Genomic DNA, 17495 nt, shown 5'->3' with positions numbered 1-17495 from the left:
TTTTACTCTGGCATTTTTGACTATGTGCAACGCTAAATCAGTTTAAGCGTTAAGCACTTTCTTTCTCTTAAGCTTTCTTCGATAAATTAGCGATATTTTCCTCGCGTAATTCACGACGTAAAATTTTGCCTACGTTACTCTTGGGTAGCTCTTCTCTAAACTCAACCACTTTCGGGATCTTATAGCCCGTTAAATGCTCACGACAATGCGCGATCAATTCATCTTTGGTTAAGCTGCTATCACTTTTCACGACGTAGATCTTCACGATCTCACCAGATGTCTCTTGAGGTTGACCAATCGCCGCCACTTCAAGCACTTTACTATGAGAAGCCACAACATCTTCAATTTCATTTGGATAGACGTTAAAACCGGACACTAGGATCATGTCTTTTTTACGGTCTACGATGTACATAAAGCCATCTTCATCAAAACGAACAATATCACCGGTTGATAACCAACCATCTTCACTAATGACTTCTTTCGTCGCTTCGGCACGGTTCCAATAGCCTTCCATCACTTGAGGGCCTCGTACTTGCAACTCACCAATTTGATCAAAACCGAGCACATTGCCTTCATCATCAATAATACGCACTTCGGTTGACGACATTGGCAGACCAATTGAGCCGTTGTAGACACCAAGATCGTATGGGCATGCTGCCACCAATGGAGAACATTCTGTCAAGCCGTAGCCTTCCAGTAAGTGAATACCGGTAATGGATTGCCATTTTTCAGCTACCGCTTTTTGCACCGCCATGCCACCACCGACAGAGATTCGTAAGTTGCTGAAATCCAACTCTTTAAAATCTTCATTATTCACAAGAGCGTTAAATAGAGTATTCACGCCGGTGATGCCAGTGAAGCGATATTTTTGCAACTCAGAAATAAAACCAGGAATATCTCTTGGGTTGGTGATCAGTAAGTTTTGGCCACCAAGCTCCATAAATAACAAACAGTTAATCGTTAACGCAAATACATGGTAAAGCGGCAATGCGGTCACTATGGTCTCACGGCCATCACGCAAAATCGCACCGTAAGAGGCTTTCGCTTGCAGTACATTGGCTATCATATTGCGGTGAGTCAAAATCGCCCCTTTCGCTACACCTGTTGTACCACCGGTGTATTGCAAAAATGCGATATCGTCGCCTTCCAAAAACGGTTTCACGTACTGCTGACGACGACCTTTATACAGGGCTTTACGGAAAGAAATCGCCCCTGGCAAATGATATTTTGGCACCATACCTTTGACATACTTCACCACAAAGTCGACCGCTGTACCTTTTACTTTCGGCAGCATTTGACCAAGGCTGGTTAAAATCACATGTTTAATTGGCGTATTCGCTACCGCTTTTTCTAACGTGTGGGCGAAATTCGATACAATCACAATCGCTTTAACATCAGCATCATTCAATTGATGCTCAAGCTCACGCGGTGTGTAAAGTGGGTTGACGTTTACGGCGATCATACCAGCACGCAAAATACCAAATAGCGCGATCGGGTATTGCAGTACATTAGGCATCATTAGCGCGACACGGTCACCCTTTTGCAGTTTCAAATCATTTTGTAGATAGGATGCAAAAGCTCGGCTGCGTTCTTCCAACTTACGGAAGGTCATCACTGAGCCCATATTCAAAAAGGCTGGCTGGTCAGCAAACTTTTGAACACATTGCTCAAACATTTCTACCAGTGATGAATATTTATCAGGATCAATAGTGTGAGGTACATTCTCTGGGTAACGCTTCAACCACGGTTTTTCCACGGTATTTTCCTTTAATTGGTATCAACAACAATCAGCTTTAAACAAACCAATACAAAGCTGTTTGCCATTTTATTTTTAACGATTCGTCTCAGCTCAACAGCAATAAGGCTAGACGCAATTATATCTAAGATAAATGACTTAATCGCGATTTTGTCTAATTTTGTCTACAAAACTCACAATAATGCGACTAACTTGTGCATAAGATTCAATATGACAATGATGCCCACCTGGGACGGTCACTTCTTCATGATGCGATAATGCGGCCTTCCTTGCTGCAGCCGATGCCAATTGTGGAAACCCCGTCTCACCCAAAATAAGCAGATTTTGGCATGTGATGGCTTGTAAATAAGCCAAACTTTGTTGTTCCGTCATTCTATATAAAGAATCACAACGCAACTTTGGATCATAACGCCAGTACCAATAACCGTCTCGCTCAACCGTACCTCTGTCAATCAAGGATTTCAGTTGAGTCGCCGTCAGTTGATTGGCTTGCATCCGATGCAAACAAGCATTATGTTGCGACTCATAACGGCGAATAGGTTTGGCAAGCAGGCGTTGACGGCTCAAAATGCCTTTTCGCAACCTTTCAGCGCTATTGTCTGCGGATTCCGACAATGGGCCTAAACCTTCTATTTGGATAAGACCATGCACTTTGTCTGGAAAAGCGGCACTATAACAACTTGCTATTAAAGCACCAAGCGAATGGCCGACTAAAATGAGCTTTTTTGTGTCCAGTTGTGCCAATAGCAGGTGAAGATCGGCGATATAGTCATGAAATGGATAAAAGTTATCCGTATTGCGATGTTGAGAGAAACCGTGCCCAGCCAAATCTACGGCTAATAAGTGCCAGCGTTCTTCAGTTGCGACCGGCGCTAATTCCTGCATGATCTGACTGAAGCTGCCGGCATTATCAAGCCAGCCATGCAGAAATAACAACGTGACTTCTGCGTGATCTTCATGGCCGCATTCTAGCCCTGACAGTTGAATGTGAGGCAACAAGAATTTGACATCTTTTAGCATAAGTTTATTTCACTTGCTCCACGACACGCGCTCGAGTTGGCCCGTAGCTTGAACAGAAAATCGAACCACGCCAACATCCGCCAATCCAAAAGTCGTTATTGTCAATATACGTGGTTTTCTCTATTTGCCACAAACGTTGTCCACTCGCCTGCATCACAGGAAAGGTATAAGTGTAATCTCCGACTTTACCGGTTTCTGGCGGCATGCTTTTCCCTGCCACGGTAATTAGCCGACCTTTGGCGTAAGTGACAGGATCGAGAAAACCGTCTACATAAGCAACAAATCGACCTTTAGGATCGGCCTCTAAACTTGGCTTACCAGCAGATGAAATAGGAAGATTGACGATTTCCAGTCGAGTTTTATCTTGCAGGTTTGTCACTTTGGTAATGACGCCACCTAAGCGCACATCCGCAGTTTGGTCAGGATCACTATTCACCCATTGCTGATAATCTGTGATGGGCTGCTGCGATTGAGTTTCCAGCTCTGTTGGCAATGATGAGCAACCGGCGATGTCTATCAGAACAAACAAAAACACGGATAATTTTTTCATCATTAGCTCTCTTTGATTCATAGCAATACATCATGGACAAAGCAGCCGAGCGAAGAGTTCCCGTCAGAGCAAAAACTGACGGGAGCTTGACTTATTCACGACCCGGCAATTTTTTCCAGGTGACTTTATCGCGTAAATAAGTTGGGCTAGCTTGCTCTGCCTCTACCGTGTTGCCCTTTTGCCATTCATATTGCGCCAAAACCACAATATCTTGCGCTTCAGGGTACAGCACTTGACCTTTTTCCATATTCAATGGCAAATGATCTAAGATATCGGCGTAAGCCTCCCACCCCGTACCAGCTTGTTTCCAGGTATCAGCACTTGCGACTAGATTCGCCGCCAATTCTTGCGGTGGAATCACGCATTCAAGCTGACCGTCTGCAATGGCAACGGCTTGCCAATCACCATCAGTTTGACGCTGATATTGCCCCCAATACACTTCGCCCATACGTGCATCGATCGCAGCTGAGACTTGCTCAGTTTGATGAAGGCGATAAGACGCTTGTGCCATCGCGGCTAGAGTAGAAATACCTATCATGGGTAGCTCAGCACCAAAAGCAAGACCTTGCGCAATACCAATGCCAATACGCACACCCGTAAAGCTACCAGGGCCGCGACCATAAGCTAACGCATCCAATTCTTGCAGGGTAATACCCGCTTCTTTTAACACCTCATCCACCATAGGTAGAATTTTTTTGGTGTGATCACGCGGGGCAACTTCACTACGCGCAATAATGCGATCATCAATCATAAGAGCAACAGAACAATTTTCTGTCGATGTATCTAAGGCAAGAATTTTTGCGCTCATTAAAGCCTCAAGCTATTTATCTGGTTTGGATTAATCTTGGTCTGCCGCACTTGGCTGAGAAGCCGACAAACATAAAAATTCGGATACTTTTTGCAAATCACGCGTTCTTGGAATCGGCGGCAGACTTTGTAAAAACACACCGCCATAATCACGGGTGACAAGACGATTATCGCAAATGATCAACACGCCTTTATCTTTACTATCGCGGATCAAACGCCCAACGCCTTGCTTTAAAGTAATCACCGCTTCCGGTAATTGCACATCCGCGAATGCATCCCCTTGTTTGAGCCTGCAATCTTCAATTCGGGCTTTTAAAAGCGGATCATCCGGCGCGGTAAACGGCAATTTGTCGATAATAACACAGCTTAGCGCGTCACCTCTAACATCAATCCCTTCCCAAAATGCCCCCGTAGCCACCAGCACCGCATTGCCTAACTCAATAAATTCATTGAGCAGTTTTTGCTTACTGGTTTCACCCTGCACCAACACCGGCAAATCCAATTGCTCGCGAAACAAATCCGCTAATCGGCGCATCATTTGGTGAGAAGTACACAAAAAGAAACAACGCCCTTGGTTGGCTTCGATGACAGGAGTGAGCATCTGCGCCAGTTTTTCCGCCATGCCGTGACTATTCGGCTCGGGTAAATACCGTGGCACACAAAGTAAGGCTTGCGATTGATAGTCAAATGGGCTCGGTAGGGTCAATTGTTGCGCAGGCTCAATACCTAAACGCTCGGTAAAATGTTTGAAGTCATCCCGCACGGCTAGGGTCGCAGAAGTGAAGATCCAACTGCCTTGCTTGGTTTCAATTTGTTCTTTGAATTTCTCTGCCACCGACAACGGCGTAATATGCAACACGAAATGGCGCGGACTGCATTCATACCAATAGGAATAACCGGTGATCGACACATCGCACACGCGCGTGAGTCGATTTTTTATCATGTGCGTCCGTTCATACGCCGCGTCTAACAATTCACTTCGGCCCAGTGCGATTTTCAACACTTGCAGTGCCAAATCGAGCGCCTCATGCAATCGTTCTATTTCTCGCATCACATTGGGCGATTTGATCGCCTCTCGCCAATTACCACGACTGCCTTTACCCGATTGATTGGCACCAGCATAATTTATGTCACCTAAAATGATCCGCAAATCCATGAAGGTTTGCGTTAGTTTAGTGGCGATTTTTTGCAATTGCTTCATGTCTTTGGCTTCAGTGCGATAACCAATTTCAATGTCTTTGGCGAGATCTTGAATTTGACGGCTAGAAATCGACTGACCAAAATATTGGCTAGCAATGTCGGGTAATTGGTGCGCTTCATCAAAAATGAACACATCAGCATCGGGAATGAGTTCACCAAAGCCAGTTTCTTTAATCGCTAAATCGGCCAAAAACAAATGGTGATTGACCACCACCAAATCGGAATCCATGGCTTTTTTACGCGCTTTTAAAACAAAGCAATCTTGATAACTCGGGCACTCTTTACCCAAGCAATTGTCGTTGGTCGACGTAATGGTACTGATGATGGGTGAATCTTCTGCGATGGCGTCACAATCACCGAGATCGCCTGTTTTGCTTTCTGACGACCATGACCGCACTTTCACTAATTGCGATAAGAGTTCCGGGTCGGCTTCATTGGTATGACTTTCGATTAATTGACGACTTAACCTATCTAAACACAAGTAGTTAGATCGGCCTTTCAACAATGACACATGGCCAGTAAAACCCAATGCATTAACCATCAAAGGTAGATCACGGTGAAACAACTGTTCTTGCAGGTTTTTCGAGCCCGTACTGATGATGACTTTTTTGCCGCTTAATAACGCAGGTACAAGGTATGCAAATGTCTTACCAGTGCCCGTCCCCGCTTCTACCACTAACTGCTGGTCGCGCTGAATGGCATTATGCACCGCTTCCGCCATATCAATCTGTGGCTGACGCGGTTGAAAGCCGGGAATGGCCTTACCTAATGCACCAGTGGTAGAAAACGTTTTTTGCATCATTTGCCTATCAATACTCGCCTTTAATACTGATTTTCAGATTACTGACCTTTATACCAAAGTAACCTCAGATGGCGTGATTATGTCAGCTTTCCTGTATGAGTGGAAACTGGTTGCCTACTTTTCATCTCTAGTTATCCATTTTCCCCATACTTACTCAGTTTTCACCCTAGCAGAATACGATTTACACTTGCTAATTGCTCATCAGGCCGCTAAATTGTTGGGCTACGTTAAACACAGTGGTTTATTCACTTCTTTGTTTCTCGTCATTTTTTAAGGTAAGTGTTAATTATTTTTCGGATGTTTTATGGATAATATGGAAAAGAAAACCCTACTCACTCACTGCAGTGATGAGCGTGGCTTAATTGCTAAAATCACCAACATTTGTTTCAAGCATCAACTGAACATTATCCATAACAATGAATTTGTTGATAATGCCACGGGTCACTTTTTCATGCGTACTGAGCTTGAAGGCATTTTTAACGATGACGCCTTTTTAGCGGATCTTGATGACGCGTTACCTGAAAACAGCAAGCGTTCTTTATTTAGCTCATCACGCAAAAAGATTGTCATCATGGTCACCAAAGAAGCCCATTGCTTAGGTGACATTTTGATGAAAGCCTACGATGGTAGCCTAGATGTAGAAATCGCCGCAGTGGTCGGTAACTATGACAAACTACAAGCACTGACTGAACGCTTTGATATTCCGTATCATCATATTTCTCACGAAGGTTTAAGCCGTGAAGAGCATGAAGAAAAAATGCTAGAAGTGATTAACTCTTACGAGCCTCGTTATGTTGTTTTAGCCAAATACATGCGTGTACTAACACCAAACTTTGTGGCGCAATTTCCGCATAAAATCATCAACATTCACCACAGCTTCTTACCGGCATTTATCGGTGCAAAACCGTATCAACAAGCGTTCGATCGCGGCGTGAAAATCATAGGCGCGACGGCACACTTCGTGACCAACGATCTCGATGAAGGCCCAATCATTAAGCAAGATGTGATTCCGGTTGATCACAATTTCAGTGCATCAGACATGGCACAAGCAGGCCGTGACGTTGAGAAAAGTGTACTGAGTAAAGCATTAAGCAAAGTAGTCAATGATCATGTGTTTGTGTACGGCAATAAAACCGTGATTTTGTAACGCAAACAACTCTTATAACGTAAACAACACCGCACTTTCTTTTAGGCATGTCGTCATTACAAACGGCATGCCTAATTTTTTGTCTCTGATCCGGTCGATTATTCTTGCTCGCTGGCAATCACCGCTTTTAGTGTATGTGGATGCAATTTAATACACACGCCCTCTTTCTTAAAAGCCACCGTAGGGTTAGCTAGACGCTCTCCTTCCCCTTTTGGGCTCGACAGTTTCACCTTTACCCCTAATTCAGCCAATTGATCCCATTGGCTATCCAGTTTTGGAAAGGCTTGACGCACATCTTGAGTAAAATCTTCAACTGTTTGAGCTGGGCTTGCTACGACAAATTCGACATGCTCCCAGCCTTGTTGTGGGTAAGTGTTGTCACTAGGGTAAGGCAGCTCCAAACAATCAATTTCTTGCCCTGCTACCTGCAACGCTTGCTCAAGTTGTAACACGATAATTGGGCGGCCGTTAATCATGGCATTAGACAATTGCGTGCCTTGTTCAAGCCAAGCCTGATGGACTTGCTCGGTCAACGCCCAATCATTAATCCGCATCGCAATGTGATCGGCGGTTAAATTGTCCAACTCTAAACCGAGTAATTCGCTGAGTTGTTCAATTTTCTGCCAAAATTGAGGCAGTTGGATACGTAGCTGCGCAGGAGATAAAGACTCAAAATCATTTGTCGACATAGAAGGTAACCATTAAAAAACCACGAAAGAATGGCGAGAGTGTAACTGAAATTCTCGCTTGGCAACAAATGCACCGATAAAGCAGAAAAAATGCAGATTAAGTTTTTAAACCTGCAATAAATATTGGTATCATAGATCACATTTTCTGATTAAAAATTTTGACTGGTTGATAGCCCTCAAAAACAGCCACTCACAAGCTAACATAGGAAGCACGCGTGAATATTGCAGCCCTTTTAAATGATAAAGTTTCACAAGCTCTAGAAGCCGCTGGCGCACCTGCCGGTAGCCCTGCCGCGGTTCGTCAATCCGCAAAAGCACAATTTGGTGACTACCAAGCAAACGGTGTAATGGGTGTAGCGAAAAAACTTGGCATGAACCCACGCGAATTTGCTCAGAAAGTTATCGATGTATTAGACCTTAACGGCATCGCAAGCAAAACCGAGATCGCGGGCCCAGGCTTTATCAATATCTTCCTAGATCCTGCTTTCCTTGCAGCACAAGCTTCAGCAGCACTGGCTGACGAACGCTTAGGTATCGCGCAACAAGCACAACAAACGATAGTGGCGGACTACTCAGCGCCAAACGTCGCGAAAGAAATGCACGTGGGCCACCTACGCTCAACCATCATTGGTGATGCTGTTGTTCGCACCCTTGAGTTTTTAGGTCACAAAGTGATCCGTGCCAACCACATTGGTGACTGGGGTACGCAATTTGGCATGTTGATTGCCAACCTTGAACGTGTAGAAAAAGAACAAGGCGAAGTTTCTATGGAACTGGCGGATCTTGAAGCGTTCTACCGTGAATCGAAAAAACTGTACGATGAAGACGAAGCCTTTGCCGAACGTGCTCGTGGCTACGTGGTAAAACTGCAAGGCGGCGATGAACACTGCGCGAAAATGTGGAAAAAATTGGTCGATGTCACCATGCTCCAAAACCAGCGTAACTACGATCGTTTGAACGTATCATTAACCCGTGACGATGTGATGGGTGAAAGCATGTACAACGACATGTTGCCAACCATTGTTGCCGATCTAAAAGCGCAAGGCTTAGCCGTTGAAGATGATGGCGCACAAGTCGTATTCCTAGATGAATACAAAAATAAAGATGGCGAACCAATGGGCGTGATCGTACAAAAACGCGATGGCGGTTACCTATACACCACAACCGATATTGCTTGTGCAAAATACCGTTACGAGCAACTTGGCGCAGACCGCGTATTATACTTTATCGACTCACGTCAACATCAGCACTTAATGCAAGCCTGGACCATCGTTCGTAAAGCAGGCTATGTGCCAGAATCGGTGTCTTTAGAACACCACGCTTTCGGTATGATGTTAGGTAAAGACGGTCGCCCATTCAAAACTCGCGCAGGCGGTACAGTACGTCTTGCTGACTTACTAGATGAAGCCACTGAGCGCGCGCAAAAACTGATCGAAGAGAAAAACCCAGAGCTATCGACCGAAGAAAAAGCCAACATTGCTAACACAGTGGCGATGGCGGCAGTGAAATACTCGGATTTATCTAAACACCGCACGACAGACTACATCTTCGATTGGGACAATATGCTCGCATTTGAAGGCAACACAGCGCCTTACATGCAATATGCTTACACCCGTGTGGCTTCTATCTTTGCTAAAGCGGGTATTGATATGAACGGTCTAAGCGGAGATATCCAAATCTCTGATGACAAAGAAAAAGCACTTATTTCGAAACTGCTACAATTTGATGAAGCCGTTTCATCGGTAGCGCGTGAAGGTCAGCCTCACCTAATGTGTAGCTACCTATTTGAATTAGCGGGTCAATTCTCTAGCTTCTACGAAGCGTGCCCAATTTTGAGTGCAGAAGATGAAACCGTGAAACAAAGCCGTTTGAAACTGGCTGCACTAACTGCCAAAACCATCAAGCAAGGTCTATCACTGCTAGGTATTGAAACCCTAGAGCGCATGTAGTTTATACCCAAGTGACCTCAAGATGCAGAATTCAGAGCTATCATCCAAGCTCTTAGACCAGAAAGATTTATGCGGAATGTAAGCACCTTTCAAGTAAATCTGACGCCGGCTAAGGGCTTGGATGAAGCTCCCGAAGGGCAAGTTAAAACAAGCTTTATGCTGCGTTAAATTGAATAGAGATAGAATCACTATGATCATCTTCAATTTGCCTTGCCTAAAACTTGTTTTAATCTTGCTGAAACTCGCATCTTGAAATTACTTGGGTATACATACTGCTTTGAATTGAATAATCCCCTCAATGGTGTAATCCTTGAGGGGATTTTTTTTATTTATTTTTAAAGGCCTACTATGAGCTTTCAACTTCATCCACAACTGCAAGCCGATACCGATGTGATCGGTGAGTTTCCACTTTGCTTAGCTTTGCTGCATAAAGAAAATATAGGCCCTTGGGTTATTTTGGTACCGAAAGTTGCCAATTTGCAGGAATTGCATCATTTACCGATGGCGGATCAACAGCAGTTTTTGCTCGAATCGCAAACCGTATTTGAAAGCCTAGAGCAATTATTCAAACCCAAGAAACTTAATTTAGGCGCACTTGGTAACATGGTGCCTCAATTGCACATCCATCATATTGCACGCTTTGAAACTGATGTCGCGTGGCCGGGTCCTGTTTGGGGAAACACTGAAGGTAAGCAACGTTCTGAGCAACAGACTCAGCAATTGGTTCAACAACTAGCACAAGCCTTTCAAACTCAGTTTGCTGACTTTAAAGTGAATTAAGTTCAGCTCAAAAGCACAAAGGCTCGCCATCTTTAACGATAACGAGCCTTTCTTTTTCAATTTCACATCAAGTAATGTTAACAATATCAATGCGTAAAGCTTGTTCTTTGCGACCAACTTGTTTTAAACGCAGATAAATCACGCCAAAGATGGCTAACATCAAAGCAATCCACAAACTGCTGCTTAATGGATGCACAGCAAAGCTACTGGCTTGATAATAAATCGTTGCTGATGCGTAAGCTAAGAACATCGTCCACACAGCAATAAAGCGAGCAAACTTATTACCAAATTCGCGCACATACGCCCCCATTGCTGCCACGCATGGCGTATAAAGCAAGATGAACAACAAATAAGCAAATGCCGCACCGCCAGTCACAAAGTAAGCTTGCAAGTTACCATAGGTGCCCGCATCCACACCTTGCTCTTCTGCTGCTGCCGCTTGGTTGGTCAAATCACCAACTTCAATCCCCAATGGGTCACTAAAACTTAGAGCCACAAGATTATCAGGAACAGACTGCAAGGCTTCTTTTAGGCTTGAGATTAAATCAAATTCTGCTGCATCTTCATTCGGATCGGAATACAAATTGTTGAGCGTTCCTACCACAGCTTCTTTAGCAAAAATCCCCGTAATGATCCCCACCGTTGCTGGCCAATTCTCTTTTTCAATCCCCATTGGGGTAAACACTGGCGTCACCACTTGCGCCGCTTTCGACAATACAGAATTTTGGCTGTCTTCATTACCAAAACTGCCATCCGTACCGACAGAGTTTAAAAAACTCAATACCGCGACGACGACCACAATGGTTTTACCCGCCCCCAGTACAAAGCGTTTTAGCTTTTGCCAAGTTTTAATCCCGACATTACGCAAAGTTGGAATTTCATAGTCTGGGATTTCCATAATAAAGCTGCTGCTCTTACCTGGATACAGGGTATTTTTCAGTATTAAGCCGGTAAAGACCGCCGCTAAAATACCTAAAAGATACAAAGCAAACACCACATTTTGGCCACTGTTTGGAAAGAACGCTGCGGCAAATAAGGTGTAAACCGGTAAACGTGCCCCACACGACATAAACGGAGCCATCGCGGCAGACAACTTACGTTCACGTTCTTGATCCATGGTACGTGTTGCCATAATAGCAGGCACGTTACAGCCAAAACCTAAAATCAGCGGCACGAAGGCTTTACCCGGCAGGCCAATTTTTTGCATCACTTTATCCAACACAAAAGCGGCTCGCGCCATATAGCCAGAGCTTTCCAATAATGAAAGGAATAAGTACAAACAAGCGATCACGGGAATAAAGGTCGCCACCGTTTGAATACCGCCTCCTAAGCCATCAGCCAATACCGTGACCAACCACACAGGTAAGTGGTTATCGAGTAAGTAATGACCACCATCGACTAAAATCGCCCCGACACCAATATCAAAAAAGTCGATAAAGGCGCTACCAATATTGATAGAGAACATGAACATCAAATACATGATGAAAAAGAAAATCGGAATGCCGAGCCATTTGTTCAGCACTATCATATCCAATTTTTCGGTAAAGCTTTTACTTAACGCAGACTCACTACGACGTACTTGTCCGCAGACATGATGCAAGTAATCGTACTTGGTCGTGGTAATAGTAAGATCGATATCAAGCTCAGCTGAAAGACGATTTAGTATGCCCTGATATTGCTCTATCTGCGGCTCATCGAGCATTGCTACGACTAAAGCATCTTTTTCTAAAGCACGGATAGACATTGCTCGAGGCACAATCACTTGCTCATTCGGCCATAAACCGTTGAGTTCGTTTATACTAGATTCAATTTGATTTGGATAATCTAAGACAAGCCCACTCAGTTGTATCGGAGAACGTAACAACACCGAGAGTTCAGCTTTAAAGTCTGCCACTTGTTTCTTATTAATCGCAGACAAAATAAAAACTGGGCAACCAAGAATGCCCGACAGTGCCTCAACATCAATTTCTTGGCGCTCACGATGAAGAGCATCAAGTTTATTTAATACCACCACCATTGGGCGGCCCAGTTCACGTAATTGAAGCGTCATGTACAAGCTACGCTCTAAACTGGTGGCATCAACTACGTTAATAATAAGATCTGCAGGCATCGATGAGATCGCCGATGATGCAATCGACTCATCAATACTATTGGCATCATTGGCGCTATCTAATGAATAGATCCCTGGCAAATCAGTAAGATGAAACATACGCCCTTCTGCTTCAAACTGACCTGTTTTTTTCTCTACCGTGACACCGGCCCAGTTACCAACGTGCTGTTTAGCACCAGTCAAACTATTAAATAGCGTCGTTTTACCACTATTTGGGTTGCCGACCGTCAGAATGTTAAAACTCATGGCTACACCTCTATTTCAATCGCACTGGCGACTTGACCACGAATAGCAAGCGATACACCGCGAACTTCCACTTGAAGTGGATCTCCCATCGGCGCTTTGCGGATAAGCGTTACTCGGGTATTAGGTAACATGCCCATTATCATTAATTTTTTGCGTATATCGGACGACAACGCATCGAGATGAACAATGTGAGCACTTTGCCCTATTTTTAGATCATTTAATTTCATACCCAAACCAAATTATTAATGATAACCATTACTATTTGCATGGATGATACTCTTTTTTACAATTTATTTCTTGCTATATATCAATAAAAAATCTCATCTCAGCATAACTTTTTGAAGCGATAAGAAATATTTTTACTAGCAACAGCATATCCTTCAAAATCACAGCTCCTGCTTTCGTTAAAAACGTCATTTTCTCTCAACACACTTACGGCAAAAACGTTAATTTTAAAAACGACTATTGATAATCCAGAAAACAAAAACACAAACAAGCTATTGAAAATAAACAAATAAATTAGATTGTCGCTATTTTCATAGTATTCTGTCGTTTTTTTGATGCGAAAAATAAGATCGATTCAGTTATAAATACATCTATCGATAGCGAGGAGTTATCGAACCCTTTATTCCTGATGTGTATTGCTCGTCAATACACTCCGGCAGCAAGCGAAGGTGTCATTGACGCCCGTGACATGGTCCCCCCGGCTGTGTCACGTTTTTTTTATTCAAAAGTAAGGGCGTGTTGTTATTAGCAACACGCCCTTACTGTTTCTCCAGCCGTTACATCATTGCCAGTCCCATAAACAATCTAATAATTTCGTGGCGTGAATTTAGTCATTAAAAGCTATCCATTTGATTTATAATAAAATACAAACTCACCCCACAGAGTTTTCAACAAACTGGCTTGGGGATAAGCCAAAATGGTGTTTAAATTTTTGGCTGAAATAAGATGGATCGTTAAAGCCGGTTTCATACGCAGTATCGGAAATTTTTTCTCCCGCCATCAGTAAATCACATGCTTTTTCTAAACGAACCTTAGTGACGTAGTCCATAAACGAACCTCCAGTTAGCAATTTGAACTTACGCTGTAAACTTCGTTCGGATAGATAAAGCATTTTTGCCGCAGAACTGGTGCTAAAACTAGGATCGGAATAATGCAATTCAACTAAGTGATAGGCTTTTGCTAGCCAGTCGTTATTTTTTCCCTGCCCAGCCCCCTCAACATGCACTGACTCAAATCCTACATCATCTTTAACACTTGGTTCTGCTTCCATTGTTCTGGTGGAAGGCTTCTCATCTTTCTCCATCAATGCCTCACACTCTTCCACTGGCCAGGTTATGGATAACTGAGTCACATGAGTCAGTTGATTACAATGGAAATCAAATTGCCCACCACTTTGATACGCCATATACGCAATCGCACACAATGAGGTATCGGAAAAAGATTGTGCGAATTGGTCATCGACATCTCCGAACTCAAGTTTTTCGAATGCAGAGACCTCTTCATCCGACACCCCATCGCCGGTGTCTTCAATCGTAATACGCAATTTTTTGTCTGCTAAACGAGCCGATACATAGATAATTTGATTACTGTTTGAACGAATCAATGCACTTGCCATTAACGTATTTAAGATCTGGTCAAGGTTGAACTGCTTCACCTTTATCACACAACCTTGAGTATTATCTTCTGCCAATAAAGTTATGCCAGATTTGTCAGCCTCTTGCTGCCAACCATTTACCACCGCTTTAAGGACTAATGACACCACTTGCCCATCGAGGATCGCACTGCATTTATTTTTATGTCGATACAATGCGAGCACTTGCTCCAACGGTTCAAGCGCCTGTTGGGCATATTCGGTCAAAACCTGCTGATCTTGAGTTAAGTTAGCATGAGTTAAACGTTGCAAGATTTGCTCCACCCAGGATTTAGACTGATAAATACGATCACCCACCAGCGTTTTTCTCGTTTGAGCTTGTTTTCTTAATTGCATATTACTACGCACTAACAACTGGCTTTGATGACGTAACTGCTGAGTTTTTAAATTGATCACCCGGCGTAAACGAAGATTGGTACGCAACATAGACTTTGAACGCCATACCACCATCGCGATTATGCTAGCGAGCAATAGCAACACCAATAAAGCGATTGTCCAGGGCAACATGTACCATGGTTTGTTGATATTAAATACATATTGGGCAGCCTGAGTCCGAGTACCAACTTGAGACGGAGTTTTGAATTCTAAGCTATATTGCCCTGGTTCAAGGTGTTCAAAAGTAAGTTGAGAGCCCTGAAAATCAACCCAATGGTCTTTATCACTTCCAACCAATCGATATTGCAATTGCGGCATTTCAAAATTAGGTAATACCCCAAATAATACGCTAATGGAATGACCGTAATCGACTTCAATCGGCAGCTGCGTTTGAGGCGCGACCGTCACCAATTCATGATCAATTTGTAACTGACCAATCAACACATCATCTTCTGGTAATTGCGAATTTTTTAGTGTCGACGTTGAAGAAAACAACAAACCAAGTTTAGACGCCAGCACCAAAGTATTACCGCTTGGCGATAAGCTGCAGCCATCGGGTAAGAATTCGTTTGTCACTAAGCCTAGTGGAGAAGAAAATCGATTAACTAAGACTGACTCAGGAGAATAATAATCAAGGCCTTGAGTCGTGGTCACCCACGTTCCACTGTGAGATCCGATAGTACACAAAGGCACACTCGTCGACGTCAGCATGGAAGATTCCATTTGAAATAAGTCGTTTGCCACCATATTACGCAGACCATAATGGCTGGCGACCCACAAACGTTGACGAGCTGATTCAGACAATGAGATCACTTCACCATCGTTTGCACTTCTTGCATCAAACACAATTTCTTGTCCTTGATGTAAATACACACCATGATCGGTACCAATCCAAACTCGCCCTTGGTTACCTGACGATAAACGGGTAATACTTGATGGACCATATTTGTCAACCATCCATTCTAAGCCAAAACTCTCAGTAGTTTCAGATTGAGGCGAATAACGGTACAAACCTTGTTGAGTTGATAACCATACCTTTCCCTGAGAATCTGCGGTCAAATGAGTAATGGTATTCGGGCTCCATTTATCTTGTTCACGCACTACATACAATTTGTTCGTTGCAATATCAAAACGAATTAATTTGTCGTTGTAGCTGATCCACAAAGAGTCACCCACTTGGCTAAGATGAGAAATATCTAAATCTAATAATTTTTCAACTTTCTGTTTTTTGCCTGCAAAAGCGTTATTCACCGTAACACGGTATAAACCAGAGGTAGAGGCCAGCCATGCGGAATGATCATCAATCGCGGCAACTTCATTAATATGCACAAATGGAAGTTGGTCAGGACGCGATCCAAACCGGACACGTTTGAACATATCACTACTTTGTGAGTAATAATTCAGCCCTTTCGCAGTAGCAATCCAAACGCCGCCTTTTTTGTCTTCAGCCAGGTCAATAATATTATTATTAGAAAGCACGAGCTCATTTTGATAGCTGGCGGCAATATATTGGGTAGCCTTAATATTTTTCTGATAAACATAGAGACCTTGCTTGGTGCCCACCCAGTAATCTCGCCCAGTGATTAAAACCGACTGTACTTGCCCAGATACAATAGATTGCACCTCTGGTGTGATGCCGACAAGATTAATACTGAACAACCCACTTTGAGTGCCCACCAGCAAACGAGTATTACTGGGATCAAACTTCAAAACTTGAATATGAGAAAATTGCTGCGGCAAAATGCGCCTAGGACCATTGGTATCGAGATAAAACAAAGATTCATGGTTAGCCACCACCCATTTGTTATTCACGAAAACGGCCGTTTGGATGCCATTGTTGGCAGGATCTGCGCTTTGAGTCACAGTAGAAACATCAACCAAATGACTTTCTCCTGTCTTGGGATCAAAGATATAAAAGGTATGTGCACCATACATCCAAAGCAGATCTTGCGACTGGCCTAGTGCTTGCAGCACCTCACCATTTGGCGCTTCAAACTTAACTTCACTTTTTCCGGAAGTATCAACCTGAATGAGGCGACCGCCTTCGATAAACCAAAAATGATTATCCGAAAATGAAACTTGTTCGATACCATGGCTAAATGCATGGCTAGGTAGAGGAGAAAAATGCTGGCCATCAAAATAATAAATACGATTACGTATATCTTGAACCCAAATGCCCCCTTTGAGGTTTGGGAACACTTTTTTGACGGTTAAAAAATGGCCTTGAGTTTGGCTAGGTAAAGAATAAAAAATGGCGTCAGATTCAATAGCCTGCACCGAAAAAGACATCACTATTAATAATAAAAAACGTACCATGCCACCGCCAGAAACTGCATTAAGGTTTGAAAAGCCTACAGTTTTTCATTATGGCACAGTCCCTTCAAATTTTAAGTCGAATTTTAAAACA

12 protein-coding genes are annotated in these 17495 nt (G+C 43.4%); 3 read left to right on the top strand and 9 right to left on the bottom strand.

Annotated features, from left to right (window positions below; genetic code table 11):
• Positions 1-67: 67 nt before the first annotated feature.
• The 5 genes from fadD to Vgang_RS04230 form a co-directional block, all read right to left on the bottom strand.
• On the bottom strand, positions 68-1756 hold the full coding sequence (gene fadD, locus Vgang_RS04250; RefSeq protein WP_105902442.1) for a long-chain-fatty-acid--CoA ligase FadD: 1689 nt from the start codon (positions 1754-1756) through the stop codon (positions 68-70).
• A gap of 138 nt (positions 1757-1894) precedes the next feature.
• Positions 1895-2776, bottom strand: a complete 882-nt coding sequence (locus tag Vgang_RS04245; protein ID WP_105902443.1) for an alpha/beta fold hydrolase — start codon at positions 2774-2776, stop codon at positions 1895-1897.
• A gap of 4 nt (positions 2777-2780) precedes the next feature.
• Positions 2781-3329, bottom strand: coding sequence for a Slp family lipoprotein (locus Vgang_RS04240; protein ID WP_105902444.1), 549 nt, complete (start codon positions 3327-3329; stop codon positions 2781-2783).
• An 88-nt stretch (positions 3330-3417) separates the two neighbouring features.
• Complete coding sequence (tsaB, locus tag Vgang_RS04235; RefSeq protein WP_105902445.1) at positions 3418-4134, bottom strand: tRNA (adenosine(37)-N6)-threonylcarbamoyltransferase complex dimerization subunit type 1 TsaB; 717 nt, start codon at positions 4132-4134, stop codon at positions 3418-3420.
• Between the two features lie 30 nt (positions 4135-4164).
• Complete coding sequence (locus Vgang_RS04230; RefSeq protein ID WP_105902446.1) at positions 4165-6135, bottom strand: ATP-dependent DNA helicase; 1971 nt, start codon at positions 6133-6135, stop codon at positions 4165-4167.
• Positions 6136-6448: 313 nt separating this feature from the next.
• Here Vgang_RS04230 and purU point away from each other — a divergent pair, with 313 nt between their 5' ends.
• Entirely contained in the window at positions 6449-7282 is an 834-nt protein-coding gene (purU, locus tag Vgang_RS04225; protein WP_105902520.1) for a formyltetrahydrofolate deformylase, read from the top strand.
• Between the two features lie 98 nt (positions 7283-7380).
• On the opposite strand, the gene Vgang_RS04220 is transcribed toward purU, so the two are convergent.
• On the bottom strand, positions 7381-7971 hold the full coding sequence (locus Vgang_RS04220) for a VOC family protein (RefSeq protein ID WP_105902447.1): 591 nt from the start codon (positions 7969-7971) through the stop codon (positions 7381-7383).
• Positions 7972-8186: 215 nt separating this feature from the next.
• Between Vgang_RS04220 and argS the strand changes: the two genes are divergently transcribed.
• Both argS and Vgang_RS04210 read left to right on the top strand, forming a co-directional pair.
• Entirely contained in the window at positions 8187-9920 is a 1734-nt protein-coding gene (gene argS, locus Vgang_RS04215) for an arginine--tRNA ligase (RefSeq protein ID WP_105902448.1), read from the top strand.
• A gap of 348 nt (positions 9921-10268) precedes the next feature.
• Positions 10269-10700: an HIT family protein gene (locus Vgang_RS04210; RefSeq protein ID WP_105902449.1), complete on the top strand. Its 432-nt coding sequence runs from the start codon at positions 10269-10271 to the stop codon at positions 10698-10700.
• A gap of 67 nt (positions 10701-10767) precedes the next feature.
• Here Vgang_RS04210 and feoB read toward each other — a convergent pair whose 3' ends face one another.
• The 3 genes from feoB to Vgang_RS04195 all read right to left on the bottom strand — a co-directional run bounded on the left by feoB (position 10768) and on the right by Vgang_RS04195 (position 17404).
• A complete protein-coding gene (feoB, locus tag Vgang_RS04205) occupies positions 10768-13056 on the bottom strand; it encodes a Fe(2+) transporter permease subunit FeoB (RefSeq protein WP_105902450.1) in 2289 nt (762 codons plus the stop codon).
• A gap of 2 nt (positions 13057-13058) precedes the next feature.
• Positions 13059-13283: a FeoA family protein gene (locus tag Vgang_RS04200; RefSeq protein ID WP_105902451.1), complete on the bottom strand. Its 225-nt coding sequence runs from the start codon at positions 13281-13283 to the stop codon at positions 13059-13061.
• 650 nt (positions 13284-13933) lie between these two features.
• Positions 13934-17404, bottom strand: coding sequence for a helix-turn-helix domain-containing protein (locus tag Vgang_RS04195; protein WP_105902452.1), 3471 nt, complete (start codon positions 17402-17404; stop codon positions 13934-13936).
• Positions 17405-17495 lie beyond the last annotated feature (91 nt).

Source organism: Vibrio gangliei (assembly GCF_026001925.1).
GTDB lineage: Bacteria > Pseudomonadota > Gammaproteobacteria > Enterobacterales > Vibrionaceae > Vibrio > Vibrio gangliei.
Note: the sequence above shows the minus strand (reverse complement) of the source record. Positions and strands in the feature narration are given on the sequence as shown.